Genomic DNA, 26,121 nt, shown 5'->3' on the forward strand with positions numbered 1-26,121 from the left:
GATTCAGTCCCTCCCTGTCGGTGTGTGCGGGTCGCCGGCGGCCGTGCCCCCGGTCCGGTCGCGGGCCTCGCGGCGGGCCCTGGCCCGGGCCCGGACGGCGTTCTGGCGCCGTTCGCCGCGCGGTTCGGCGGCCCCGGCCGGGGCGGTGCCCGCCGGGGTGCCGGGGTCGGCGGTGAGGCCGGCCGCGAACTCGGCGATGGTCGGCCGGCCGAAGACGTCCACCAGCCGGACCGGCCGCTCCAGTCGGCGGGCCAGCTCCAGCTGGAGCCGGGCCGCGAGCAGCGAGTCGCCGCCGGCCTCGAAGAAGTTGGTGTGCCGGCCCACCGGACCGCCGCCCAGCAGCTGCCGCCAGGCGTCGGCGACGACCTGCTCGACACCCGCCAGCGGCGCGGCGTCGGCGGGCCGCGCGGCGGCCTCGGGCCGCGGCAGCCGGGCCCGGTCCCGCTTGTTGGTCCGGGTCCTGGGCAGCGCGTCCAGCAGCACCACGGTGTCCGGGACGACCGCCGCCGGCAGCCGCTCGGCCAGGTGCGTCCGCAGCTCGGCGCCGGTGACCCCGGGCGCGGCGACCGCGTAGCCCACCAGGCGGCGGGACGGGCCCTCGCCGTGCGCGGCCGCGGCGGCCTCGCGGACCCCCGGGTGCAGCTCCAGCAGGGCCTCGATCTCCTCCAGCTCGATCCGGTTGCCGCGGATCTTCAGCTGGCTGCCGATCCGGCCGGTGAACGCCAGCTCGCCGTCCGGCAGGCGGCGGCCGAGGTCCCCGGTGCGGTACAGCCGGCCGCCCTCCTCCCACGGGTCGGCGACGTACGCCCGGGCGCTCTCCTCGGGGCGGCGGTGGTACGACCCGGCCAGCAGGTCGCTGCGCAGGTGGATCTCGCCGACCACGCCGACCGGGCAGAGCCGGCCGCGCTGGTCCAGGACGACGGCCTCCCGGCCCGGAATCGGGCTGCCGATCGGCACCCCGGCGGGGAACTCCTCGCCCGGTGCCAGCTCCCGGTGGGTGGCCAGCACGCACTCGGTGGGCCCGTAGAGGTTGTGCAGCCGGGGCCGGCCGGGGCGGTGCGCCCAGGCGGCGGCCAGCGCCACCGGGAGCACTTCGCCGGCCATCAGCACGTGCTCCAGGTCGGGCAGTCCGGCGCCGGTGGCGTCCAGCGCCTCGGTGACCAGCTGGAAGAAGGCCGGGACGGTCTGGATCTGGGTGATCCGCTCGGCCCGCAGCCACTCGGCGACCGCCAGCGGGTCGCGGCGCAGCCCCTCCGGCGGCAGGCAGAGCACCGCGCCGGAGCAGAGCGCGGCGAACACCTCGGTGTACGCGGCGTCGTAGGTGAACGGCGCCCACTGGGCGATCCGGCTGTCCGGCCGGATGCCGAAGCGCTCGCGCTGCCAGTCGGCGAACTGGGCGAGCGCGGCCTGCGGCAGGGCGATGCCCTTGGGGGTGCCGGTGGAGCCGGAGGTGTACACCAGGCAGAGCGGGTCGCCGGGGGCCGGGACGGGAGCCGGGACGGGAGCCTGCGGGGCGGCATTCGGCACCTGCGGGTCGAGGAGTTCGACCGGGACGCCGGCGAAGCTCCCGTCGTCCCCGCGCAGCGCGCGGTGCCCGGCCAGGGTGCTCTCGGCGGCCAGCAGGCAGACCGGTTCGGCGTCGGCCAGCAGGGCGGTCAGCCGGGCGTCCGGGTCGGCCGGGTCGAGCACCGCGAAGGCGGCACCGGTCTTGGCGACGCCGAGGATCGCGGCCGTCCCCACCGGGCCGGCCGGCAGCAGTACCGAGACGAACCGGCCGGGTGCGGCGCCGCGCGCCAGCAGCCGGGCCGCGACGGCGTCGCTCCAGGCGTCGAGCTGCCGGTAGCCGACCGTCAGGCCGTACGCGCGGATCGCCGGGGCGTCCGGGCGGGCGGCCGCCTGGGCGCGGAACCGCTCGGCCACCGGGACGGCGTACCCGGCGCGCACCTCGCCCGCCGGGCGGGCCGGCCGCGGGGAGGGCAGCCCGGGGTCGGCGAGCTCGACCGCGTCCAGGGGCGCCCCGGGCGCGGCCAGCGCGGCCCGCAGCAGGGTGTGGAAGTGCCGGGCGAACCGGGCGGCGAAGTCCGGGCCGAACCGGTCCGCCGCGTACTCCAGGCCGCCGGCGATCCGGTCGGGGTGCTCGTCCAGGGCCAGCGTCAGGTCGTACTTGGCCGTGCCGGTGGGCAGTTGCCGCAGGACGCCGGTGGCCGCGCCCAGCCGGACGGCGGTCGGCGGCGCGTCCTGGAAGACCAGTGAGGCCTGCGCCAGGCTCGGCCGGCCCGGTTCGCGGGGCAGGCCGAGGCCGGCCACCAGCCGGTCGAAGGCGACCAGCGGACGGCCGAGGTCGGCCGCCAGTGCCCGGCCGGTGCGGGCGACCAGCCCGGCGAAGGACGGCGCGCCGGCCAGGTCCACCCGGACCGGCAGGGTGTTCACCAGGGAGCCGACCAGCGGCTCCAGTTCGGGCCGGTCCCGGTTGGCCGCCGGCACGCCCACGACCACGTCCTCGCTGCCCGCGTAGCGGCCCAGCAGGGCGGCGTACACGGCGAGCAGCAGGGTGAACGGGGTGGTGCGCAGCCGGGCGGCGCCCCGCCGCAGCTCGGCGGTCAGCTCCGCCGGCAGCGCCACCGGCAGGGTCTCGCCGGATCCGGCCGGGCGGGTCAGCGCCGGGACGTCGGTCGGCAGGTCGAGCACCCCGGGGTGCCCGTCGAGCCGCTTCAGCCAGTACTCCAGCTGCTCCTGGCGGTCCGCCACCCGCGCCTCGGCGGCGTGGTCGACCGCGTGGTCGGCGAAGCCCAGGGCGAGCGCGGGCGGCGGCTCGGCCAGGCCGAGGCGCGCGGCGTACAGGGCGGCCAGCTCGCGCACGGCCACGCCGATGGACCAGCCGTCCACCGCGAGGTGGTGCGCGGTGCACAGCAGCACCGAGCGCTCCGGGCCGGTCCGGACCAGGGTGAGCCGCAGCAGCGGCCCGGCGGCCAGGTCGAAGGGGCGGACGGCCTCCGCCCGGGCGAGCGCGTCCACCTCGCCGGGCGTCGCGTCGAGGACGGCGAGGTCCGGGGCGGCGGCCGGCGGGAGGACCAGGACCGGGCCCTCCTCGCGCAGTTCGCAGCGGGCGGCGAGCACCGGGTGACGGGCCACCAGGTCGGCGAACGCCCCCCGCAGGGCGGCCGGGTCCACCGGGCCGGTCAGCTCCAGCGCGGCGGGCAGGTGATAGGCGGGCGAGTCCGGGGCGAGCCGGTGCAGCAGCCACAGCTGGCGCTGCTGGTCGGTCATCGGCACCGTGTCGGGGGTGGTGCCCGAGGCGCGGGGACCCGCGGGGGCGGGTGCGGCCGTCCGGGTCCGGGCCAGCGCGGCCGGGGTGGGGTCGGTGTAGAACTCGGCGAGCGAGGGCGCGGCGCCGAACCGGTCCCGGACCCGGCCGAGCAGCCGGGTGGCGGCGATGGAGTTGCCGCCGGCGGCGAAGAAGTCGTCCGTGGTGCCGACCCGTTCGGCCGGCAGTCCGAGCACCTCCGCCCAGAGTGCGACGGCGGACCGCTCGGCCGCGGTGGCCGGTTCGGTGCGGCGCGCGCCGGCGAACTCCCCGGTCCGGCGGGCCAGCGCGGGCCGGTCCACCTTGCCGCTGGTGTTCAGCGGCAGCTCGGGCAGGACGGCGATCACACCGGGTACGGCGGCCGCGGGCAGCCGCTCGCGCAGGTGACGGCGGAGCAGTTCGGGCAGCGCGTCCGCCTCGGGCAGCGCGTCCGCCTCGGCCGGGGCGTCGTCCTCGGTGCGGGTGCCGTCTCCGGTGCGGGCGGTGACGAAGGCGACCAGCCGGGGGCCGGCCGGCTGCTCCCGGTCGACCACCACGGCCGCCTGCCGGACGCCGGGGTGGGCGGCCAGCAGGGACTCCACCTCACCGACCTCGATCCGGTGGCCGAGGATCTTCACCTGCTGGTCGGCGCGGCCCAGCACCACGATCCGGCCGTCCGGCAGGTGCCGGGCCAGGTCGCCGGTGCGGTAGACGGTGCCGCCGGCCGGGTCGACCGGGTCGGGCACGAAGGCGGCGGCGGTCAGTTCGGGGCGGTCGCGGTACCCGGCGCTCACCCCGGCCCCGCCGATCACCAGCTCGCCGACGGCGCCGCGCGGCACCGGCCGCAGGTGCCGGTCGAGGACGTAGCAGACCGTGCCGGCCACCGGGCGCCCGACCGTGACGGGCTCGCCGGGCAGGATCCGGGCGACGGTGGACCAGATGGTGGTCTCGGTGGGGCCGTACAGGTTCCACAGCTCGGCGCAGCGCGCCAGCAGCCGGTCGGCGAGGTCGGCGTCCAGGGCCTCGCCGCCGCAGAGCGCGCGCAGCCCCGGCCGGCCCGGCCAGCCGCCGTCCAGCAGTCCGCGCCAGAGCGAGGGGGTGGCCTGCATCGCGGTGGCGCCGCAGTCGTCCAGCAGCGCGCCCAGCGCCTCGGCGTCGCGGACGCTCGCGCGCGGGGCGACCACGACCCGGCCGCCGGCCAGCAGCGGGGCGAACAGCTCCAGCACGGAGATGTCGAAGGTGATCGAGGTGACCGCGAGCAGGGTGTCGTCGGGGCCGAGGCCCGGCTCGGCGCGGACGACGCTGTGCAGCAGGTTGGCCACGCAGCCGTGCGGCACCGCGACGCCCTTGGGCAGCCCGGTGGAGCCCGAGGTGTACATCAGGTACGCGAGGTCCCCGGGGGCGGGCGTGACGGTCCGTACGCCCTCCTCGGCCTCCGCGGCCTCGGCCAGCAGGGCGGCCGGGTCGGCAGTGGGTAGACCCGGGAGGCCGTCGCCGACCAGCAGCAGGGCGCCGCTGTCGGTGAGCACGTGCTCGGCCCGCGCGGCGGGCAGCGCCTCGTCCAGCGGGACCAGGACGGCGCCGGCCCGCCAGATGCCGACGATCAGCGGCACCAGCGCGGCGTCCCGCTCGACCCGCAGCGCCACCCGGTCGCCGGGGGCCACGCCGTACCGGGTGGCCAGCCGGTGGGCGACCCGGTCGGCGGCCGCGTCGGCGGCGGCCCGGGTGAAGGCGGTGCCGGGCGACTCGACGGCCGGCGCGGCGCCGTCCAGCCGGGCGAGGTCGCGCAGCGCCTCGGGGACGGTGGCCCAGGCGCGGTCGCCGTCCGGCGCCCGGTTGAAGTCCGTCAGGACCTGGCGGCGGCGGGGCCCGGAGAGCACCGGCAGTTCGGCCAGCGGCCGGTCCGGGCCGTCGACTGCGGCCTCCAGCAGGCACAGCAGCGAGTCGGCGAAGTCGGCCACCGTCTCGGGGGCGAGCAGCGCGGTGCGGTACTCCAGCGTGGCGTCCAGCGCGCCGGAGGGGCGCGGCCGGAGGAAGAGGGTCAGGTCGTACTTGGCGGTGCCGCTGTGCGAGGGCGCCGGGGTGGTCAGGACGCCGGGCAGCTCCAGGGTGGTGGTGGGGCCGCTGTGGAAGGAGTACATCAGCTGGAACAGCGGGGTGCGCCCGCCGGCGGCCCGGCCGAGGCGCTCCAGCACCAGGTCGAAGGGGGTGTCCCGGTGCCGGAGGTCGGCCTTGAGGTGCTGCCGGGTGCGGGCGAGGGCCTGCCGGAAGCTCGGGTCGCCGCCGAGGTCGCCTCGGTGGGCCACGATGTTGAGCAGCGGGCCGACCACGCCGGCCAGCGCGGAGCGGTTGCGGGTCGCCACCGGCATGCCGACCAGCAGCTCGTCCTGGCCGGTCCAGCGGGCGGCGGTGGCGCAGTAGGCGGTGAGCAGCACGGTGGACGGGCTGGCCAGCTCGGCCCGGCCGAAGGCGCTGAGCCGGGCGGCCAGTTCGGCGGGGACGGTGAAGTGGTGCAGGGCGCCGGCGGCCGGGTCGGGGTCGAGGCCGGGGTCGGCGGGCAGGCCGGCGGTGGGCAGTTCACCGGCCAGCCGGGTGGTCCAGTGGTCGAGTCCGGGGCCGGTTCCGGAGCCGCCGCCGGTTTCGGTGCCGGCTTCGGTGCCGGCTTCGGCGCGCTGCCAGGCGGCGTAGTCGCCGAAGTCGGGCCCGCGGTCGGGTGCGGCGTCGAGTGCGGCGTCGAGTGAGTCGTCCGGCGAGCCGTCGAGTGCGGCGGCGTACCCGGCGGCCAGGGACTCCAGGAAGACGCCGAAGCCCCAGGCGTCGACCACGATGTGATGGGCGGTGAACAGCAGCAGCGAGCGGTCCGCGCCGAGCCGGAACAGGTGGGTGCGCATCAGCGGCGGCCGGGCGAGGTCGAAGGGCGTGGCGACGGCGCCCGCGACCAGCCCGGCCAGCCGCTCCTCGCGGTCGGCCTCGGCCACGCCGGACAGGTCGACGGTCTCGACGGTGGGCCGGACCCGCTCGGCGAACAGCTGCCACGGCTCGCCGGCGCCGGCGCGGTCACCGTCGTCGGCACCGGCGCGGTCGCCGTCCGCGGCGACGGAGCAGCGCATCATCTCGTGCCGCTCCGCGACGGCGGCCAGCGCCCGCTCCAGGGCGGCCTCGTCCAGCGGGCCGCTGACCCGGAAGGCGGCGCTCTCGTTGTGCAGGGCGGTGCCGGGCAGCACCTGCTCGGCCCGCCAGATGGCGCGCTGGGCGTAGGAGAGCGGGGCGCGGCCGAGGTCGGCACGCAGCGGCAGGGAGGTGTCGCGGCTCATCGGCGCTCTCCCGCCGGCGAGGCGCCGTCACCGCTGCCGTCGCGGCCGGCCGCGACGGCAGCGGCCAGCCCGGCCACGGTGGGGGCGCCGACGTACACCCGCAGCGGGACCTCGACGCCGAAGCGGGTGCGCAGCCCGTCCAGCAGCCGGGCGATGCCCAGGGAGTCCCCGCCGAGCAGGGCGAAGTCGTCGTGGCGGCCGACGGCGGGCAGGTGCAGCAGCTCGCACCAGAGTTCGGCGATCCCGGCCTCCAGGCCGTCCAGCGGCTGCTCGCCGGTGCGGCCGGCCAGGGCGGCGGGGCTGGGCAGCGCGCGCCGGTCGGCCTTGCCGCTGAGGGTGCGCGGGATCGCGGCGAGCCGGAGGTAGCGGGCGGGGCGGGCGGCGGCGGGCAGGCCCTCGGCGGCGTACTCGCGCAGCTCCTCGTCGGTGACGGCGGCGGTGCCGGCCGTGGTGGCGGCCGCGGCGACCAGGTAGGCGCAGAGCACCGGCTCGCCGTCGTCCTCCTCGACCAGGGCGGCGCAGAGGTCCGCGACGCCGGGGTGGCGGCGCAGCAGGTCCTCGATCTCGCCGAGTTCGACCCGGGCGCCGTTCACCTTGACCTGCTGGTCGCGGCGGCCGAGGACCTCCAGGGTGCCGTCGGCGCGCAGCCGGCCGAGGTCGCCGGTGCGGTAGCGGTCCGTCCCGACGAAGCCGCCGCCGGGCCCGGCCAGGTAGCCGCGGAGCGGGAACGGGGTGCGGATCTCGATCTCGCCGATGGCCTCCGTGACGGGGCGTCCGGCGGCCAGCACGGCCACCTCGACGCCGGGCATCGGCGTGCCGGCCGGGACGGTCTCGGCCTCGGCGTCCTCGGCGGTGAGCCGGCGGAAGACCTTGGTCATGGTGGTCTCGGACGGCCCGTAGAGGTTGACCAGCTCCTTGTCGGAGCCGAACAGGCCGCGCCACCAGGTGATGTCGGCGGGGCGGACCGGCTCCCCGGCGAGCAGCGCGGCGCGCAGGCCGGGCAGGGAGCCGGTGGTGAGCCCGGCGGCGCGCAGGGTGCGGAACACGGTGGGCACGCAGTGCAGCAGTTCGATCCGCTGCTCGGCCAGCCAGCGGCCGAGGGCCGCGCCGACCGGGATCGGGCCGGGCCCGGGGAGGACGGCGGTGCCGCCGGCGCAGAGCGGGACCAGGGCGTCGCGCAGGAAGGCGTCGAAGCCGGGGGAGGTGAGCATCGAGACCCGTGTGCCGGGGGCGACGGCGAACTCGGCGAGCTCCCAGTCCAGGAAGTGCGCGACCGCCTCGAAGCCGCCCCGGATGCCCTTGGGGCGGCCGGTGGTGCCCGAGGTGAAGTAGACGTAGCCGGCGTCGGGGCCGGTCAGGCCGCGCCAGTCCCCGGCCGCCCAGGGCAGCGGGGTGACCGACTCGGCGTCGAGCAGCGGCAGTTCGCCGTGGCCGGCGGCGGCCAGCGCGGCGCGGCCGGGCGCGTCGGCGAGCACGGTGCCCGGGTCCAGGTCCTCCAGCACGGCCGTCCAGCGGGCGGCGGGCTGACGGGTGTCCACCGGGGCGAACGGACGGCCGGTGGCGGCGCAGGCGAGGACCGCGGCCACCACCGGGACGGGGTCGGCGCAGGCCACCAGGACCGGGCCGGTGCCGTCGGCGAGCCGGGCCCGCAGCCCGGTGGCCAGGTCGGCCAGCTCGCGGTGGCTCCAGTCCCGCTCGGCGGTGGCGAGGGCGGGGGCGGCGGCTCGGCGCTCGACCTGGTCGGCCCAGCGGTCGAGGATGCTCGTGTGGCTCACAACTCTCCGTTCATGATCCGGTGGGCCACGACCGTCAGCGGGTCGAGGGAGGGGAGGGCCCCGCTCAGGCCGGCGTCCTCGATCGCCCTGGTGACCAGGTGCAGCTCGGTGCAGGCGGCGACGAAGGCCCGCACGCCGTAGCGGGGCAGGGTCTCGCGCAGGAAGTCGATGGTGCGGGCCGGGTCCTCGCCGCGCTTGAGGCGGTGGATCTCCCGGTGCAGCGCCTCCTGGTCGGCCGGGCGCAGCGCGACCAGCAGTTCGGCGGCGCGGGCGCCGGCCGGGCCCGAGGTGAGGACGCCGGCCCGGGCGGTCCCGGAGGAGCAGAGCAGCAGGTGGGGTTCGCCCGCCGCGGCCAGCTCCTCGTGCACCACGTCGACCAGCGAGACGCAGCGCGCCGCGAGGTCGGCGGGCAGGTCGCCGAGTACGTGGTGGGCGGTGATGCAGGCGATCACCGCGCGCTCGGCGCCGGCCGCCAGCAGCCCGCGCAGCGAGGTCTCCACGGCGCTTCGCAGCAGGTCGAGTTCGCCGTCGCTGATGGCCTGGGTGCGGTCCACCACGGCGGGGTCGGACCAGAGCAGCAGCCGGGGGGTGTCCTGCTCGGGGTGGAGCCGGCAGGCCCGGTAGACGGTGCGCAGCAGTTCGGTGGAGGCCAGCGGCCCCATGCCGCCGAGCACACCGATCAGCGGGTGGCGCGGGCGGGGGCCGTCGGCGGTGCGTGCGGCTGCGGACCCGGGCGCTGAGGGCACGGGCGTTGAGGGCACGGTCGTTGAGGGCACGGTCGTCGCGGACACGGTCATCCCAGGCACGGCAGATCGAACTCCTCGACGAAGAGGGCGAAGGTCGCGACGAGCATCAGGTAGTCGGTGTCCAGGTGGGCGTGCACCTGCCGCCCGTTCGACCGCTGGCGCTCGGTCAGGGCGGCGACGGTGTCCGGGTCGAAGTAGCCCTGGCGGCGGACGGTCGCGGGGGAGAGCAGTTCCTCGAACCACTCGGCGCCGGTGCTCAGCAGGTGGCTGCTGGTCTGGCCGCGGAAGCCGTACTTCTGCCGGTCGAGCACCTCGCCGGGGACGAGCCCCTCGGCGGTCCGGCGCAGGACGGCCTTCTCCCGGCCGTGGGCGAGCATCAGCTCCGGCGGCACCGTGGTGGCGTGGTCGACCACGGCGTTCGCCAGGAAGGGGAAGCGCAGTTCGACGCCGTTGGCCAGGGCCATCCGGTCGCCGTGGTCGCCGAGCAGGTGGTCGGCGAGCCGCAGGTGGTAGTCGAGGTAGGAGCGCTGGTGCAGCGGGTGGCGCCCGGCCAGCCGGTCGGGGTCGACCAGGCGCTGGGCGGTGACGGAGAACTCGTCCAGCGCGTACCGGAGGTCCTCGGCGTACAGCTCGCGGCGGAACTCCTGGGCGGGCAGCTGGTCCTGCTCGTACGCCAGGTCGACGCCGAACATCCGCCGGCGGAACTCCCGCTCCAGCGAGGCGTCCAGGCCGGTGAGCCGGCTGCCGCCGAGGCCGGTGGCGTCGAAGCGGTAGCCCGGGTAGCCGCCGAACAGCTCGTCGGCGCCCTCGCCGCTGAGCGCGCCGACCGTCCCGGCGGCGCGGACGGCCTCGGACAGGGCGAGCGAGCAGACGTTGTACGACTCGCGTACGGGGGTCTCGGCGTGGCGCACCATCGCGGTGATCCGGTCGGCCACCTCGGTCTCGCCGATCGGCACCTCGTGGTGGTCGGTGCCGAGCTTGCCGGCGACCAGCCGCTGGTGCGGGCCCTCGTCGAAGTCCCGGCCGGGGAAGGTGACCGAGAAGCTGGGCCAGGCGTGGCCGGGCCGGGCCCGGGCCATCAGGGCGCCGATCAGACTGGAGTCGAGGCCGCCGCTGAGGTACATGCCGATCGGCACGTCGGCGAGCAGCCGGCTGCGGACGGCCGTCTCCAGGAGCTCGGCGGTGCGGTCGGCGTACCGGTCCAGCTCGCGGTCCAGGTCCGCGGGGGCGACCGGGTCGAGGTCGGCGGCGAGCGGGAAGTCGAGGTCCCAGTACCGCTCGGTGCGCACCCCGGTGCGGTCGGCGATCAGCCGCTCGCCGGGGCGCAGGGCGCTGATGCCCTCGAACATGGTGCGCGGGCTGACCAGCCCGGGCAGGGTCAGCACCTGGTCGAGGCCGCGCAGGTCGACCCGGGCCTCGACGGCGGGGTGGCGCAGGACCGCCTTGATCTCCGAGGCGAAGACCAGCAGGCCGTCCACGACGGTGTAGAAGAGCGGGACGATCCCGGCGCGGTCCCGGGCGAGCAGCAGCCGGCGCTCGGCGGCGTCGTGCACGGCGAAGCCGAACTGGCCGTCCAGGTGGGCCGTCAGGTCCTTGCCGTACTCCCGGTACAGGTGGACCAGCACCTCGGTGTCGTTCTCGGTGCGGAAGCGGTGGCCGCGCCGGCCGAGCGCGGCGCGCAGCTCGCGGTGGTTGTAGATCTCGCCGTTGCAGACCGAGGTCAGGGTGCCGTCCTCGGTGCGGTGCGGCTGGTTGCCGTGGGAGAGGTCGTTGAAGGCGAGCCGACGGAAGCCGAGGGCGACACCGGCGGCGGCGTGCAGGCCGACGTCGTCGGGGCCGCGGTGCACCAGGCAGGCCGTCATCTCCCGGACCACGTCGGCGTCGGCCGGGCGGTCGCCGCCCAGGACGAATACGCCGGTTATTCCGCACATGGTGTCCGTCCTCTCCCGTCGGGTGCTGTTCGCGCGTGCTGTTCGCGCGCCGCTCGTGAAGCGGCGCTGAAATACTCTGGAAATATCCGCAAGAAACCCGGACGGATAGCACCGTAACAGAGTCGGGTGGTCCGGGAAAGGCCGGGATTTGACGGATTCGGTCGACTTGTTTCCGGGCGCGACAAAGCCTCGGCGCGGCCGGGTTAATCTTTTTCCGGGTACGCCGAAATATGGGCTGGACCAGCCCGAAAATTACCGCCTAAAGTCTTCGGTGGGGCCCGCCGATCAGGCCCCGGATAACTGCCCAGGAAAAGAAGAGGAACAGTCATGACCGGATGGCCCGCGACAATGCCCGACGAGGTGGCCCGGTGGACGCCGTGGCACCGGGACGCCGAGCCGAACGGGCGGTCCGGGCCCGTTCGCGTCTACTGCCTGCCGCACGCCGGCGGCTCCGCGAGCGTCTACCTGCCGTGGGCCCGGGAGACCGGCCAGCCGGACCTGACGGTCGTCCCGGTGGAGCTGCCCGGCCGGGGCACCCGCCTCGCCGAGCCGCCGGCCGCCGCGATGGACGAGGTCGTCGACGGCGTGCTCGCCGTGCTGGCGAGCCGCCCGGCCGACGAGCCGTTCATCCTGCTCGGCCACAGCATGGGTGCCCGGATCGGCTACGAGACGGCCCGCCGGCTCGCCGTCGAGGGACGGCCGCTGCCGCTCTCCCTCGTGGTCACCGGCGCCCGGCCGCCCGGCACGCCGGACGTGGCCCGGCTGCACGACCTCACCGACGATGACCTCATGGAGCGGCTGGTCGAGCTCGGCGGCACCCCGGCCGAGGTCCTGGAGTTCCGGGACCTGATGCGGATGGCCCTGCCGGTGCTCCGGGCCGACGTCACGCTGCTGGCCGAGTACAACGAGCGGACCCGGCCGACCGTGCTGCCCTGCCCGGTGCTGGCGCTCGGCGGCGACGCGGACCTGATGGCCGGACCGGAGTGGATCACCGGCTGGCGCTCCACCACGGCGGCGCGCTTCCGCCACCGCATCCTGCCGGGCGACCACTTCTTCCCGCACCAGCGGCGGAGCGAGGTGCTCGCGGAGCTCGCGGCGGAGGCCCGGGCGGGCCTGGAGGCGCTGGGCGGCTGAGCGCTCACCTTGCCGCCCGGTCCCGTGGCGCGGGGCCGGGCGGTGCGCGGTGGCGGTCCGTCCGGAGGGCACCGGACGGACCGTCATCGCCGGCCCTCGTCGGCCCGCCGCAGGGCGGTGGCGAGGACCCGGGCGATCTCGTCGATCGGCCCGGCGTCGGCGAGGTCCAGGTGCCGGGCGGCGACCGGGTGGTCCGCCACCGGCCCGGCGGCGTGCGCCGACCAGGTGGCCACCGACTCCTCCGGCCGGTGGTCGGCCGCGGCGGTGAACAGGACCAGCGGCGCGTCCAGCACCCCCGGGGTCCAGCGGGCCATCAGGTCGGCGTGGTAGCGGCAGGAGTCGAGGAACACCGCCAGCTGCTCCTCGTCGCGCGGCGCGGCCTCGCGCAGCGCCACGGCCAGCCGGTCGAGCAGCTCCGACGGTTCCGGGTGCCACCGGCCCTCCCGGACGGCGGCCGCCTCGGCGCCGGGCACGCCGATCGCCGTCAGCAGCTCGGCCAGCACACCGGTATCGGTGACCTCCCCGGCGTCGGCCGGCGCCGGGTGGCTGTCCAGCAGCGCGACCAGGTCGACCTCCTCGCCCGCCGCGCGCAGCAGGACGCCCATCTGGTGGGCGACCAGCCCGCCGAAGGACCAGCCGAGCAGCCGGTACGGGCCGTGCGGCCGGACGGCCCGGATCCGCGCCAGGTACTCCCGCGCCAGCCCGTCCAGGGTGGCCGGCCGCTGCCCGCCGCCGGCCGGGCCGATGCCCTGGAAGGCGTAGACCGGCTGCTCCGGGTCGAGACCGCGCAGCAGGCCGAGGAAGCCGAGGCCGTCGCCGGTCACCGGGTGCACGCAGAACAGCGGTGCCCGGTCGCCGGTGCCGCGCAGTGCCAGCAGCGGTTCGAAGGCGGTGGCGGCCGGGTCGGTTTCCGAGTCCGTGTCGGTTTCCCCGGCCGGGTCGGGCCGCCGCGTCAGCCGCTGGGCGAGCCCGGCCGGGGTCGGTGCCTCGAACAGCGCCCGGACGGGCAGATCGGCGCCGAACTCGGCCCGGATCCGCTCGACCAGCCGGATCAGCAGCAGCGAGTGGCCGCCGAGCAGGAAGAAGTCGTCCTCCGGGCCGACCGCGGGCACCCCGAGCAGCTCGGCGAAGATCGTGACGAGTGTGCGCTCGGCCGGTGTGCGCGGCTCCCGGGCGTGGCTCTCCACGTGGGTCTGCGGCTCGGGCAGCGCCCGGCGGTCCAGCTTGCCGTTGACGCTCACCGGCAGCGCGCCGAGCGGCACGTAGGCGGTGGGCACCATGAACTCGGGCAGGTGGCCGCGGAGATGGGCGCGCAGCGCGGCGGCGGTGGGCGGCCGCTCCGCCGTCGCCGGCACCACGTAGGCGACGATCCGGACGGCGCCGGCCCGGTCCTCGCGGACGGTGACCGCGCAGGCCGCGACCGCCGGGTGCCGGCCAAGGCGGGTCTCGATCTCGCCGAGCTCGATCCGGTGGCCGCGGACCTTCACCTGGCCGTCGACCCGGCCCAGGTACTCCACCGCGCCGTCGGGGCGGCGGCGGGCCAGGTCGCCGGTGCGGTACATCCGGGTGCCGGGCGCGCCGTGCGGGTCGGCGACGAAGCGTTCGGCGGTGAGCGCGGGGCGGCCGAGGTAGCCGTACGCGAGCTGGTCGCCGGACAGGTAGAGCTCACCGGGCACGCCCGCCGGTACGGGGTTCAGGGCGGCGTCCAGGACGTGGGCGCCGCTGTTCCAGACCGGTCGTCCGATCGGCACCGGGCGCGGCCGCTCGTCCGCCGGCCCGCACTCCCAGGCGGTGATCTCGACGGCCGCCTCGGTGGGGCCGTAGAGGTTGTCCAGCCGGACGCCCGGGAGCACCTGCCGGAACCGGCGCACGGTGGCCGCCGGCAGCGCCTCGCCACTGGCCACGACCAGGCGCAGCCCGGTGCACCCGGCGGCTGCCGGGTCCTGCAGGAAGGCGTCCAGCATGGACGGCACGAACTGGGCGACGGTGACACCCTGATCGCGGATCAGCTCCGCCAGGTAGGCCGGGTCGCGGTGGCCGTCGGGCTTGGCCACCAGCAGGGTGGCGCCGGTCATCAGCGGCCAGAAGACCTCCCAGACCGAGATGTCGAAGCTGGCCGAGGTCTTCTGCAGGACCGTGTCGCCGGCCGCCAGCCGGTACTCCTCCTGGCCCCAGTGCAGCCGGTTGACGACGGCGCGGTGCGGGACGAGCACGCCCTTGGGCCGTCCGGTCGAGCCGGAGGTGTAGATCACGTACGCCGGGTCCGCGGGGCCGGGGGCGGTCGGGGCGACGCCCTCGGGCGCCGGCAGGTCCTCCGGTGACAGGCAGGGCACGCCCTCGGCCGGGTTCAGCGCCGCGAGCTGCTCCGGGGCGGCGATCACGGCGGCCGGGCGGGCGTCCGCCAGCATGTGGGCGAGCCGGTCGGCCGGGTAGTCGGGGTCGAGCGGCAGGTAGGCACCGCCGGCGCGGTGGACGGCGCACAGCGCCACCACGAGCTCCACCGAGCGGGGCACGGCCACCGCGACCCGGCTGCCCGGGCGGACGCCGGCGGCGGCGAGCCGGCGGGCCATCGCCTCGATCCGGCGGTCCAGTTCGGCCGGGCCGAGCGCCTGGCCCTCGAAGACCAGCGCCGGGGTGTCGGAGGGCGCGGCGAGCCGCTCCCGCACCAGCGCGGCCAGCGTGGTCGGTGCGAGGGCCCGGTGCTCGCCGAGGGAGCCTTCGAGCAGGCCGGCCCGCTCGCCGGGCGCGGCCAGCGGGAGGCGTCCGATCGGCAGTCCGGGGTCGGCGGCGGCCGCGCCGAGCAGCCGCGCCAGGTGGCGGGCGATCGCCTCGACGGTGGTCCGGTCGAACAGGTCGGTGCGGTACTCGATCTCGCCGCTCAGTTCGCCGTCCGGCCCGTCCGGCGCCCCCAGGGTGACGGTCAGGTCGAACTTGGCCGGTGCCAGGCCGGCGGTGAGCAGCTCGGTCTCCAGTCCCGGGATCTCCACGGCCGGGCCGCTCTGGTCCATCACCAGGGCGACCTGGAACAGCGGGTGCCGGCCGGGGGAGCGGGCCGGGTTGACCAGCTCGACGATCCGCTCGAACGGCAGGTCCTGGTGGGCGTAGGCGGCCAGGTCGGCGTCCCGGACGCGGAGCAGCAGCTCGCGGAAGCCCGGGTCGCCGTCGGTGTCGGTGCGCAGCACCAGGGTGTTGACGAAGAAGCCGACCAGGTCGTCCAGGGCCTCGTCGGTGCGCCCGGCGATCGGGGTGCCGACGGGGATGTCGGTGCCCGCGCCGAGGCGGGTGAGCAGCGCCGCGAGGCCGGCCTGGACGGCCATGAACAGGCTGGCGCCGTGCTCCCGGGCGAGGGCGGCGAGGGCGCGGTGGTCCTCGCCGGTCAGCCGCAGCGGGACGCGGCCGGCCGGGCGGCCGGTCTCGGCGGTGCGGCGCCGGTCCACCGGCAGCGCGATCTCCTCGGGCAGGCCGTCCAGGGCCTTGCTCCAGTACTCCCACTGCCGGGCGGCCGGGGCGGCCGGGTCCCGGTCGTCCCCGAGCAGCGCGAGCTGCCACTGGGAGTAGTCGGCGTACTGGACCGGCAGGGCGGTCCAGCCGGGGGCGCGGCCGTCGGTCCGGGCCCGGTAGGCGGTGCCGAGGTCGCGGGCGAGCGGGCCCATCGACCAGCCGTCGCAGGCGATGTGGTGGACCGTCAGCAGCAGGACGTGCCGGTCCGGGGCGAGGGCGAGCAGGCGGGCGCGCAGCGGCGGCTCGGCCGCGAGGTCGAAGGGCTCGGCGGCGGCGGTGCGCAGCGCCTCGGCGAGGCCGTCCTCGGTGGCCGCCGCGGTGGACAGCAGCGGGGGGAGGTCGTCCGGGGCGAGGATCCGCTGCCGGGGGCCGGCCGCGTCGGCGGGGAAGACGGTGCGCAGGGCCTCGTGGCGGACGGCGCAGTCGTGCAGGGCGGCGGCGAGCGCGTCGGCGTCCAGGGCGCCGGTCAGGCGCAGGGCCAGCGGGATGTGGTAGGCGTCGCTGCCCGGGTCCAGCTGCTGCAGGAACCAGAGCCGGCGCTGGGCGTGCGAGAGCGGGATCCGCTCGGGGCGGGCGGTGGCGGTCAGCACCGGGCGACATCGGTCGGTGTCCACCAGGCGGGCCAGGCCGGCCGCGGTGGGGCTCTCGAAGACCGCCCGGATGGGCAGTTCGGCGCCCAGGGCGGTGCGGACCCGGCTGACCAGGCGGGTGGCGAGCAGCGAGTGGCCGCCGAGTGCGAAGAAGTCGTCGTCGGGGCCAACCCCGTCGACGCCGAGGACCTCGGCGAGCAGTTCGCAGAGCGCGGCCTCGCGGGCGTCCCGGGGGGCCCGGGAGGGGCCGGTGGCGGCCCGCAGATCGGGCTCGGGCAGGGCCGAACCGTCCAGCTTGCCGCTGGAGTTGAGCGGCAGCCGGTCGAGCACGGCGTAGGCGGCCGGGATCATGTAGTCGGGCAGCTGCCCGGCCAGCAGCTCGCGCACCTCGGCGAGGTCGGGGGCGGTGCCGTCGGCCGTCACCAGGTAGGCGGCGAGGTGGCGGTCCTCGGCGCTGCCCCGGGCCAGCACCGCGGCCTGCAGCACGGCGGGGTGGCGCAGCAGCACCGCCTCGATCTCGCCGGGCTCGATCCGGAAGCCGCGGATCTTGATCTGGCCGTCGGCCCGGCCGAGGTACTCGACCTGGCCGTCGCGGCGCATCCGGGCGAGGTCGCCGGTGCGGTACATCCGGGCGCCGGGCGGGCCGTACGGGTCGGCGACGAAGCGTTCGGCGGTGAGGCCGGGGCGGCGCAGGTAGCCGCGGGCGAGGTGCGGCCCGGACAGGTACAGCTCGCCGGGCACGCCGAGCGGGGCGGGGCGCAGCAGCCCGTCCAGCACGTAGGCGCGGGTGTTGTCGAGCGGGCGGCCGATGACGGGGGTGGCGCTGTCCGTCAGGTCGCAGGCGAGCGCGTCGACGGTGCACTCGGTCGGGCCGTAGTAGTTGAACACGGCGACGTCCGGCAGGGCGGAGAGCTCGCTCCACAGGGCCGGGCCGACGGCCTCGCCGCCGAGCATCAGCACGGTCGGGCGGTGCTCGCCCTCGGCGAACAGGCCGGCCGCGGTGAGCGCCGGGACGTAGGTCGGGGTGAGGTCGAGGAAGTCCAGGCGCTCCCGGCGGACGTAGCCGACCAGGGCCTTCGGGTCCAGCCGCACCTCGTCGCTCAGCAGGTGCAGCGGGTGGCCCTCCAGCAGCCAGAACAGCGGCTCCCAGGCGGTGTCGAAGGTGATCGACGCGACCAGGCCGAGCTGCAGGCGCCGCCCCTCGGGACCGCCGGAGGGGCGGACCATCCGGGTGCGGTGGTGCTGCATCAGGCTGCTGAGGCCGCCGTGCGGGATCACCACGCCCTTGGGTACGCCGGTCGAGCCGGAGGTGTGGATGACGTAGGCGGGGTCGAGCGGGCCGGTGGGGCCGGTGCGGTCGGCGTCGGTGAGGTTCCCGCCGGGGTGGGCGGCGACGGCGGCCCGCACCGCCGGGTCGTCCACGGCCAGCACGGGCGCGTCCGCCGGCAGCCGTCCGGCGTCGGCGGCCGCGGCGAGCACGCAGACCGGGGCGGCGTCGGCGAGGATGCCGGCCAGCCGGTCGCGCGGCATGGCGGGGTTGACCGGGATGTAGGCGGCGCCCGACTTGAGGACGGCGAGCAGCGCGACGAACAGGTCGGTGGTGCGCGGCAGCGCCAGGACGACGAAGCGGTCCGGGCCGGCCCCGCGCCGGACGAGCTCCCGGGCGAGCCGGTTGGCCCGCTCGTTGACCTCGGCGTACGTCAGCCGGCCGTCCTCGGCGACGAGCGCGGTGACCTCGCCCTCCAGGGCGGCGCGCTCCTCGAAGGCGGCGTGGTAGGTGGCGGTGGGGGCGGGCAGCGCGGGCCCGGCCGCCCGGGCGAGCAGTTCGCGCCGCTCCTCGTCGGAGAGCAGGTCGTACCCGCCGATCGGGCGGTCCGGGTCGGCGGCGGCCGCGGCCAGCAGCCGGCCGAGCCGGGCGGTCAGCGCCTCGGCGCCGGCCCGGGTGAACAGGTCGGTGCTGTACTCGACGAAGCAGCCGAGCCCGGCCGGGGCGCCGTCGGCGTCGTGCGTCTCGCGGATGTTGAAGGACAGGTCGAACTTGGCGCCGCCCGGGCCCGCTTCGGCGATCTCGGTCTCGATGCCGGGCAGCGAGAGGGTCGCCTCGGGGGTGTTCTGGAAGGCCAGCATCACCTGGAACAGCGGGTGCCAGGCCAGCGAGCGGTGCGGGTTGAGCGCGGTGATCAGCCGCTCGAACGGGAACTCCTGGTGGGCGAAGCCCTGGAGGTCGGTGCGGCGCACCCGCTTGAGCAGTTCGCGGAAGGTCGGGTCGCCGGAGGTGTCCAGGCGCAGGACCAGCGGGTTGACGAAGTAGCCGACGACCTCGTCGTAGCGCTCGTCGGTGCGGCCCGCGATCGGGCTGGCGATCGGGATGTCCGTACCGGCCCCGGAACGGGTCAGCACCGCGGCCAGCGCGGCCTGCAGCACCATGAACATACTGACCCGGCAGGAGCGGGCGAGCGCCAGCAGCTCGCGGTGCAGCCCGGCCGGGAGGTCCCAGGGGAAGAACTCGCCCCGGTGCGACATCGCGGCCGGCCTGGGGTGGTCGGTGGGCAGTTCCAGGAAGTCCGGCAGACCGGCCAGGGCCTGGCGCCAGTAGGCGAGTTGGCGGCCGCCGCTGCTCTGCGGGTCGTCGAGGTCGCCGAGGTTCTGGTGCTGGCGCACCGCGTACTCGGCGTACGTGGCGGGCAGCGGGGACCAGACCGGCGCCCGGCCCTGCTTCCGGGACAGGTAGGCGGTGCTGAGGTCGCGGGCCAGCGGGGCCAGCGACCAGCCGTCCCCGGCGATGTGGTGCAGCACCATCAGCACCACGTGCTTCCGCGGCGCGAGCGCGAACAGCCGTACCCGCAGCGGGACTTCGGCCCGCAGGTCGAAGACCCGGGCGGACTCGGCCCCGATCAGGGCGGGCAGCTCCGCCTCGGTGGCGGGCACCACGGTGAGCACCGGGGGCACCTCGGCCACGGGCAGCACGTGCTGGCGCGGCACGCCGTCCCGCTCGGGGAAGAGGGTGCGCAGCGCCGCGTGCCGCTCCAGCACGTCGGCGAGGGCGGCGCCGAGCGCCTCGTGGTCCACCTCGCCGGTCAGCCGCAGCGCCACCGGCACGTTGTAGGAGGCGTCGCCGCCCTGGAGGCGGTCGTTGAACCAGAGCGCCAACTGCGCGTACGACAGCGGTGTTTCCGCGGGCAGGCTGTTTTCGCCCAGCACGGGGCATCCCTCCAGGTGGACCCGCCCCGCCGGCCGGGTGGGGCGGGGCGGGCCGGCGGTGGTTTCCGGTGGCTCGTGGCCGTTGGGGCCCGCCGACGCGCTCGATGGGGCGCGGGCGGGGTACTACCGTGGGGCGCGGGCGGGTGTCACGCGGTCCAGCGGTAGGTCATGTCGGGCTCGTTCTCCTCGTTGCGGCTGCCGTCGTTCGTCTCCACCACGACGAAGCCGTGCCGCTCGTAGAAGGCGCGGGCCTCGGTGTTCTTCTGGAAGACGTGCAGTGAGAGCTCCCGCGGACTGGCCGACCTGACCGCCTCCAGCAGCAGCGTGCCGATGCCGCGGCGGCGCACGTCGGGCCGCAGGTAGAGGTGGTCGAGCAGGGTGCCGTCGAGCGAGGCGAAGCCCAGCAGGGCCCCGGTGCCGGCGTCCTCGGCCAGCCAGACCCGGGTGTCCGGCAGCACCACGTGGGTGATCCAGCCCAGGGTGGCCTCGTCACTGTGCAGCCGGGGCAGGTACGGCATGGTCGCGGTGCGCGAGGCCAGGAAGACCTCGGTGACGGCTCCGGCGTCCCCGGCTTCCGCGGCCCGCAGGTGGACGTTCCCGCTGAACGGTGCGTCGGATGGCATCCACAACTCCTCGATCGGGGCCTCACGGGCCGTGCTGCCGAACGTTGTCACCGAGATCGGTTCGCGTGATCGGCACCCCTCGCGCACCGGCCCGGAAGTCGGTCGGATAAGGGGTGACCGAGCCGAATGTCCCCCCGGACGGGCCGACCTGACGCGGACCCAGTGGCTGATCTTCCGTCAACCTAACACCCTGGTCATGGCCATGGGAACCCCCTTGGGCGGGTTCCTGACAAGGCGATTCTGCGGTTAGATGAGCGCGTGCCGTGCGTGCGGTCGGACGTGAACCGACACCCCGGCGTTCGCCGTCAATAAGCTCGAACGGATGTCCTTCCGATCGGACACGATCCGTCCCGGGCCGGGCGCCGGACCGGTTCTCCGGTCCCGCGAATACCCGTCCGGGACGGCGAGCAGTGCGACTTCCCAGACCCTTCCCGAAAGGAGCGGCCCCGCGTGGACACCCCTGCCGTCCGAATCAGCGGTGCGGTCAAGTCGTTCGGCGCCACCACGGCGGTGGGCGGCCTGGACCTGGAGGTGCCGGCCGGCATGTTCCTGGGCCTGCTCGGGCCCAACGGCGCCGGCAAGTCCACCACCATGCGGATGCTCACCGGCCAGACCAGGGCCGACGCGGGCACCGTGGAGGTCTTCGGGCACCGGATGCCGGACGACTCCCGCCGGGCCCGCTCCCTGGTCGGCGTCGTCCCGCAGCACGACAACGTCGACCCCGAGTTGACGGTGCGGCAGAACCTGGACGTCTTCGTCCGCTTCACCGCCCTGCCGCGCTCCGGCTACCGGGACGCCGTCGACCGCGCGCTGGCCGCGGTCCGGCTCACCGACCGCGCCGACACCCGGGCCGACGCGCTCTCCGGCGGCATGCGCCGCCGGGTCCTGCTCGCCCGGGGCATCGTCAACAACCCGCGGCTGCTGCTCATGGACGAGCCCACCGTCGGCCTGGACCCGCAGATCCGCCAGGACCTCTGGGACGTCATCGACGGGATGCGCGAGGCCGGCACCACGGTGGTGATGTCGACCCACTACATCGAGGAGGCGGAGCGGCTCGCCGACGAGGTGGCCGTGGTCTTCGGCGGCCGGATGATCGCCCGCGGCACCCCGGCGGAGCTGCTGCGCGAGCACGCGGGCGCCCAGGCCGCCGAGTACCGGGGCGACGCCGCCCGCCGCGAACTGGTCGAGGCCGAGGCCGCCCGGGCCGGACTGCCCAGCCGGCGCACCGGGCCGGCCGTCTCCGTGCTGCGCGCCGAGACCGTCACCCCGGAGCTGCACGAGCGCCTCGGGCCGCCGGACGTGCTGCGCCCGACCTCCCTGGAGGACGTCTTCGTCGCGCTGACCGGAGAGCTGTTCGGCTGAGCGCCGCCGGCCGAGCCACGCCGGCCGAGCCACGCCGGCTCGCCCCCACCGAGAGGACACCCGATGACCACGGCGACGCCCACGCCCCGCACCGAGGAGCGGGCCGGCCCCGCCCCCGCCCCCGGCCGCCCGCCGGCCCTGTGGCCGACCATGCGGGCGGTCTGGCTGCGCGAACTGCTGCTCTTCCGCCGCTACTGGCCCGCCATCACCTTCGGCTCGCTGATCGAGCCACTGGTCTACATGACCGGCTTCGGCCTCGGCTTCAGCCGGCTGATCGACCAGGTCCAGGGCCACCCGTACCCCCAGTTCGTCGGCGTCGGCATGGTGGTCACCTCGGTGCTCTTCGCCTCGGCCTTCGCCGGGATGTTCGAGAGCTTCAACCGCCGCAAGTACCAGAAGATCTACGACGCCGTGCTCTGCCAGCCCGTGGACGTCTGGGAACTGGCCACCGCCGAGGCCTCCTGGATCGCCGTCAAGTCCTCCGTGTACGGCACCGCGCCGCTGCTGGTGACCCTCGCCATCGGCCTCCCGCCGGGGCCGGAGCTGCTGCTGGTGCCGCTGGTGGCGCTGGTCTCCGGCTTCGCCTTCGCGCTGCTCGGCATGTGGGTGTCCTGCCTGGTGCCGGCGATCGACTGGCTGCGGCTGGTGGTCTCCGGGGTGCTGACGCCGCTGGTGATGGCCGCGGGCGTGTTCTTCCCGCTGGACGGGCTGCCCGGCTGGGTCCAGGGCGTCGCCGCCGTCAACCCGATCTACCACTGCATGCAGCTGGTCCGGCACGCCGCGTTCGGGGCGCTGGGCGCGGGCGACGCGCTGCACGGGGCCGTGCTGGCCGGGTTCGCCGTCCTCGCCTGGTTCCTGGCCGTCCGCGGGATGCGGCGCCGGCTCATCGACTGACCCGCCCGGCCGCGACCCCTCGTTCCCTCGCTCCCTCGCTCCCTCGCTCCCTCGCGCCCGTCCCGAGCGCCGTCCCCGGGCACCGTCCCTGCCCCGGGTACCACCCCGACCAAGGAGAACCATGCCGAACACGGACACCGCCGGGCCGGGCCCGGGCGACCGGGCGCCGGTCCGCACCGCGACCCCGCGCCGCCTCCTGATGTGCCGGCCCAGCCACTTCGACGTCCACTACTCCATCAACCCCTGGATGCACCCGGAGAAGCCGGTCGACGCCGGGCTGGCGCTCGCCCAGTGGACCCGGCTGCGCGACCTCTACCGCGAACTCGGCCACACCGTCGAGGAGATAGACCCGCTGCCCGGCCTGCCCGACATGGTGTTCGCCGCCAACGGGGCCACCGTGATCGACGGCAAGGTCCTCGGCGCGCGCTTCCGCCACGCCGAGCGCACGGCCGAGGGCCCGGCCTACCTCTCCTGGTTCCGCGCGCAGGGCTTCACCGAACTCCTGTGGCCCGAGCACATCAACGAGGGCGAGGGCGACTATCTGCTGGCCGGGCGCAGGCTGCTGGCCGGAACCGGCTTCCGCACCGACCCGCGGTCGCACGCCGAGGCCCAGGAGTTCTTCGGCGTCCCGGTGACCGGACTGACCCTGGTCGACCCGGAGTTCTACCACCTGGACACCGCCCTCGCCGTCCTCTCCGACGACGAGGTCATGTACTACCCGGAGGCCTTCACCCCGGGCAGCCGGGCGGTGCTGCGCGAGCTGTTCCCGGACGCCGTCCTGGCGACCGCCGAGGACGCCGCCGTCTTCGGCCTCAACGCGTTCTCCGACGGCCGGCACGTCCTGCTGCCCGAATCGGCCACCCACCTGACCGGCGAACTGCGCCGGCGCGGCTTCGAGCCGATCGGCGTGGACCTCACCGAACTGCTCAAGGCGGGCGGCAGCGTCAAGTGCTGCACCCTGGAGCTGCGCGGACGCTGACGGTCCGGCGCCCAGACGGGAGATTCCGGCGCCGCGCCTATACCCCAAGTGGGCGAAAACAAACGGAAGTTGCGATCTCGATCGCGTTGACCTTGCATGAGCATGGCGCCTAGGGTCGAGGTAAAGCTGTTGTCTGAGAGGAGTCAAGGATGACGCAAAACACGATAGAGGCGCCCAGCTACGAGTCGCTGGTCGAGGACGCGCTGCGGGAGCTCTCCGCGGCCGAGTCGGCCGAGGTGCTCGTGCCGGTGGGCAGTGGTGACGAGGGCCCGCTGATGGCCTGGTTCGTCGCGACCTGACAGGTCCGGCAGAGCCCTCGGGAGTTCCGGCCGCGGCAGCTCGCCGCGGCCGGAGCTCCTCCCGACACCACCGACAGCCAGGGGAGCGAGTCTTGACCGATGTGCAGTCCAGCCGCGACGTACGGGACGGAGTCGACGCGCTCCTCGACCGCTATGCCGGCCTCTCCGAGCGCGACCACTGCGTCGTCGTCTTCTCCCCGGACAGCCGGGAGGCGGCCGCCTGGCTGGTCGCCGGACTGAAGCAGCGCGGGCTGGGCACCCAGGTCATCGGCATGCGCCCGCTGGTGGACTACGGCTTCGCCGCCCGTCTGAAGGCCGCCGTACCGGACCCGGAGTCCTTCACCGGCCGGCTCGTGATCTTCACGCTCGAACGCGACACCATGTCCCACTTCGCGCAACTCCTGCACGTCATGCAGCAGTTCGGCAGCGACCGGTGCATGGTGGTGCGGATCATCAGCGCCTCGCGGGAGTTCTTCGAACAGGCCCTCAACCTCGGGCCGGAGGAGCTCAGCGCCCGCAACGCCACGCTGCTCACCCGGCTGACGAAGGCCCGCAGCGTCCGGGTCCGCAGCAAGGGCGGCACCGACCTGCGGATCAGGCTCGACGCCGAGCGCTACGACTGGATCAGCAACCGCGGGGTGTGGCGCCCCGGCGGCTTCACCATCCTCCCGGCGGGGGAGATCGCCACCTTCCCGGCCGGCATCGAGGGGCGGCTGGTCGCGGACGGCGCGCTCAACTGCAACGTCATCACCAGGATCGACACCCGGCTGGGCGAGCGGCCGCTGACCGTCGACATCGCGGACGGGCGCGCCACCGGCTTCTCCGGCGGCTCCGACGAGGTCCGCGAACTGGTGGAACTCTGCTTCAGGCAGCCGCACGGCACCCGGGTCGGCGAGCTGGGCTTCGGCACCAACTCCGGCATCGACCTGTTCATCCCGGCCAACTCGCACATCAACGAGCGACGGGTCGGCGTGCACATCGGGTTCGGCCAGCACAACCAGGACCGCGCGGTGGTCGGCTACGAGGAGAAGGTCCACCTCGACCTGATCACCGACGGCGCCGAGCTCTTCATCGACGACGACACCGAACCCGTCGACCTGGCGGACCTCCGGCCGACCGGTGACGAACACCCCGCGCTGGTGCGGGACGAGGACATCACCGGTGACTGCTGCGGGTTCGGCTACGGGGAGCTGACGGACCCGGTGGCGGCGAGCGCGATCGGCTGAGCATGTCCGACCTGAAGACCGCGCTGACCGGCCGGCTGGCCGGCAGCGCCATGGAACTGCGCGACTTCCGCTTCCTCTGGGCCGGCCAGGCGGTCAGCGCCGTCGGTGACCAGCTGTTCAACGTGGCCGTCTCGCTGCGGGTGCTCGAACGCGGCGGCGACGCCGGCGACGTCGGGCTGGTGATCGGCGCCCGGATGCTCGCCACGGTGCTGTTCGCGCTGCTCGGCGGCGTCTGGGCGGACCGGGTGCCCCGCCGGCGGGCGATGATCCTCGCCGACGGCTTCCGGCTGGTGGCCATCACGGTGGTGGTGCTGGGGGCGTTCGACACCGCGACCCTCTCGCTCGCCGTGATGACCTTCCTGGTGGGCAGCGGTGAGGCGTTCTTCCGCCCCGCGTACGGCGGGCTGGTGCCCTCCCTCGTCCCCGAGGACCGGCTGCTCAGCGCCAACGTCTGGCGCGGCAGCACGGAGAGCGCGGCGGCCGTGATCGGGCCGGCGCTCGGCGGCGTGCTGGTGGCCACCGTCGGCACCCGGGTGGCCTTCGCCGCCAACGCGGCCACCTTCGCGGTGAGCCTGCTCTGCGTCCTCGCCGTCACCGAGCCGCCGCTGCGGCGGCCGGAGGCCCGCTCCTCGATCCTCCGGGAGGCCAAGGAGGGGCTGGCGGCGGTGCGCCGGGTCCGCTGGACCTCGGCCCTGCTGGCGATGACCGCGGTGCAGACCATGCTGGTCGTCGCCCCGCACATGGTCCTGCTGCCGGTCATCACCCAGGAGAGGTTCGCCGGGCCCTCCACCTACGGCCTGGTCATCGCCCTGTTCAGCCTGAGCGGCTTCGTCGGCACGATCGTCGTCGGGCGGGTGAAGCTGAAGCGGCCGGGAACGAGCGCGATGGTCTTCAACGCGCTCTTCACCACCGTGCCGCTGGTGCTGCTCAGCCCGTTCTCGCTCTGGTGGGTGGTGGCCGGCTACATGATCGCGGGCTTCGCGATGATGCCCTTCAACACCCTTCTGCACACCGCGCTCCAGCGCCAGTTCGCCCCGTCGATCCTCGGCCGGGTCAGCTCGGTCGACTGGCTGTGCAGCCTCGCCCTGCTGCCGCTCGGCCTGGCCCTGATCGGGCCGCTGGCCGACGCGGTGGGCCGCACGACCGTGCTCGTCACCGCCGCGGTCGTCCAGCTCGGCACCGCACTGCTGGCCCTGACCGTGCCCGGCGTGCGCGATTTCCACCAGGAAGATGAGCCCGTTCTCGAAGACGCGGAGGTATGAC

13 protein-coding genes are annotated in these 26,121 nt (G+C 75.7%); 7 read left to right on the forward strand and 6 right to left on the reverse strand.

What is annotated here, in order from left to right; translation table 11 throughout:
- Positions 1-3: 3 nt before the first annotated feature.
- The 4 genes from IE332_RS23065 to asnB are packed head-to-tail and all read right to left on the reverse strand — an operon-like array spanning position 4 to position 11,049.
- Complete coding sequence (locus tag IE332_RS23065; protein ID WP_189919607.1) at positions 4-6,597, reverse strand: non-ribosomal peptide synthetase; 6,594 nt, start codon at positions 6,595-6,597, stop codon at positions 4-6.
- Positions 6,594-8,372 (reverse strand): non-ribosomal peptide synthetase, encoded by a 1,779-nt coding sequence (locus IE332_RS23070; protein WP_189919609.1) that lies wholly within the window; start codon positions 8,370-8,372, stop codon positions 6,594-6,596. The genes IE332_RS23065 and IE332_RS23070 overlap by 4 nt, the downstream gene beginning before the upstream one ends.
- Complete coding sequence (locus IE332_RS23075) at positions 8,369-9,118, reverse strand: aspartate/glutamate racemase family protein (protein ID WP_189919611.1); 750 nt, start codon at positions 9,116-9,118, stop codon at positions 8,369-8,371. The genes IE332_RS23070 and IE332_RS23075 overlap by 4 nt, the downstream gene beginning before the upstream one ends.
- Before the next feature lie 47 nt (positions 9,119-9,165).
- Positions 9,166-11,049: an asparagine synthase (glutamine-hydrolyzing) gene (gene asnB / locus IE332_RS23080; protein WP_189919613.1), complete on the reverse strand. Its 1,884-nt coding sequence runs from the start codon at positions 11,047-11,049 to the stop codon at positions 9,166-9,168.
- Positions 11,050-11,376: 327 nt separating this feature from the next.
- On the opposite strand from asnB, the gene IE332_RS23085 reads away from it, so the two are divergent.
- Positions 11,377-12,183 carry a thioesterase II family protein gene (locus tag IE332_RS23085; RefSeq protein WP_189919616.1) on the forward strand — a complete coding sequence of 269 codons (807 nt, stop codon included), beginning with the start codon at positions 11,377-11,379 and terminating at the stop codon, positions 12,181-12,183.
- Between the two features lie 83 nt (positions 12,184-12,266).
- Here the strand turns inward: IE332_RS23085 and IE332_RS23090 are convergent, their stop codons facing one another.
- Together IE332_RS23090 and IE332_RS23095 are read right to left on the reverse strand one after the other, a co-directional pair.
- Positions 12,267-19,475, reverse strand: a complete 7,209-nt coding sequence (locus IE332_RS23090; protein ID WP_189919618.1) for a non-ribosomal peptide synthetase — start codon at positions 19,473-19,475, stop codon at positions 12,267-12,269.
- Positions 19,476-19,621: 146 nt separating this feature from the next.
- A complete protein-coding gene (locus IE332_RS23095; protein ID WP_189919620.1) occupies positions 19,622-20,098 on the reverse strand; it encodes a GNAT family N-acetyltransferase in 477 nt (158 codons plus the stop codon).
- Positions 20,099-20,548: 450 nt separating this feature from the next.
- Here IE332_RS23095 and IE332_RS23100 point away from each other — a divergent pair, with 450 nt between their 5' ends.
- The 6 genes from IE332_RS23100 to IE332_RS23125 all read left to right on the forward strand — a co-directional run bounded on the left by IE332_RS23100 (position 20,549) and on the right by IE332_RS23125 (position 26,120).
- Positions 20,549-21,460: an ABC transporter ATP-binding protein gene (locus IE332_RS23100; protein WP_229928841.1), complete on the forward strand. Its 912-nt coding sequence runs from the start codon at positions 20,549-20,551 to the stop codon at positions 21,458-21,460.
- Positions 21,461-21,523: 63 nt separating this feature from the next.
- Positions 21,524-22,354 (forward strand): ABC transporter permease, encoded by an 831-nt coding sequence (locus tag IE332_RS23105; RefSeq protein WP_189919622.1) that lies wholly within the window; start codon positions 21,524-21,526, stop codon positions 22,352-22,354.
- A gap of 121 nt (positions 22,355-22,475) precedes the next feature.
- Positions 22,476-23,333: a dimethylargininase gene (gene ddaH / locus IE332_RS23110; protein ID WP_189919624.1), complete on the forward strand. Its 858-nt coding sequence runs from the start codon at positions 22,476-22,478 to the stop codon at positions 23,331-23,333.
- A gap of 149 nt (positions 23,334-23,482) precedes the next feature.
- A complete protein-coding gene (locus tag IE332_RS23115; protein WP_189919626.1) occupies positions 23,483-23,632 on the forward strand; it encodes a hypothetical protein in 150 nt (49 codons plus the stop codon).
- Positions 23,633-23,733: 101 nt separating this feature from the next.
- The gene (locus IE332_RS23120) at positions 23,734-24,858 is read left to right on the forward strand and encodes a 2,5-dihydroxypyridine 5,6-dioxygenase NicX family protein (protein ID WP_505744307.1); all 1,125 of its coding nucleotides are present in this window, start codon (positions 23,734-23,736) and stop codon (positions 24,856-24,858) included.
- A gap of 2 nt (positions 24,859-24,860) precedes the next feature.
- On the forward strand, positions 24,861-26,120 hold the full coding sequence (locus tag IE332_RS23125) for an MFS transporter (protein ID WP_189919631.1): 1,260 nt from the start codon (positions 24,861-24,863) through the stop codon (positions 26,118-26,120).
- The last annotated feature ends 1 nt before the right edge of the window (position 26,121 follow it).

This window comes from Kitasatospora xanthocidica (genome assembly GCF_014656195.1).
GTDB lineage: Bacteria > Actinomycetota > Actinomycetes > Streptomycetales > Streptomycetaceae > Kitasatospora > Kitasatospora xanthocidica.

What these genes read in the sequence shown, in the direction of transcription:
- IE332_RS23125 (WP_189919631.1), top strand. Translation starts at nt 24,861, where the DNA reads ATGTCCGACCTGAAGACCGCGCTGACCGGCCGGCTGGCCGGCAGCGCC.
- asnB (WP_189919613.1), bottom strand. Translation starts at nt 11,049, where the DNA reads ATGTGCGGAATAACCGGCGTATTCGTCCTGGGCGGCGACCGCCCGGCC.
- ddaH (WP_189919624.1), top strand. Translation starts at nt 22,476, where the DNA reads ATGCCGAACACGGACACCGCCGGGCCGGGCCCGGGCGACCGGGCGCCG.
- IE332_RS23115 (WP_189919626.1), top strand. Translation starts at nt 23,483, where the DNA reads ATGACGCAAAACACGATAGAGGCGCCCAGCTACGAGTCGCTGGTCGAG.
- IE332_RS23105 (WP_189919622.1), top strand. Translation starts at nt 21,524, where the DNA reads ATGACCACGGCGACGCCCACGCCCCGCACCGAGGAGCGGGCCGGCCCC.
- IE332_RS23095 (WP_189919620.1), bottom strand. Translation starts at nt 20,098, where the DNA reads ATGCCATCCGACGCACCGTTCAGCGGGAACGTCCACCTGCGGGCCGCG.
- IE332_RS23065 (WP_189919607.1), bottom strand. Translation starts at nt 6,597, where the DNA reads ATGAGCCGCGACACCTCCCTGCCGCTGCGTGCCGACCTCGGCCGCGCC.
- IE332_RS23085 (WP_189919616.1), top strand. Translation starts at nt 11,377, where the DNA reads ATGACCGGATGGCCCGCGACAATGCCCGACGAGGTGGCCCGGTGGACG.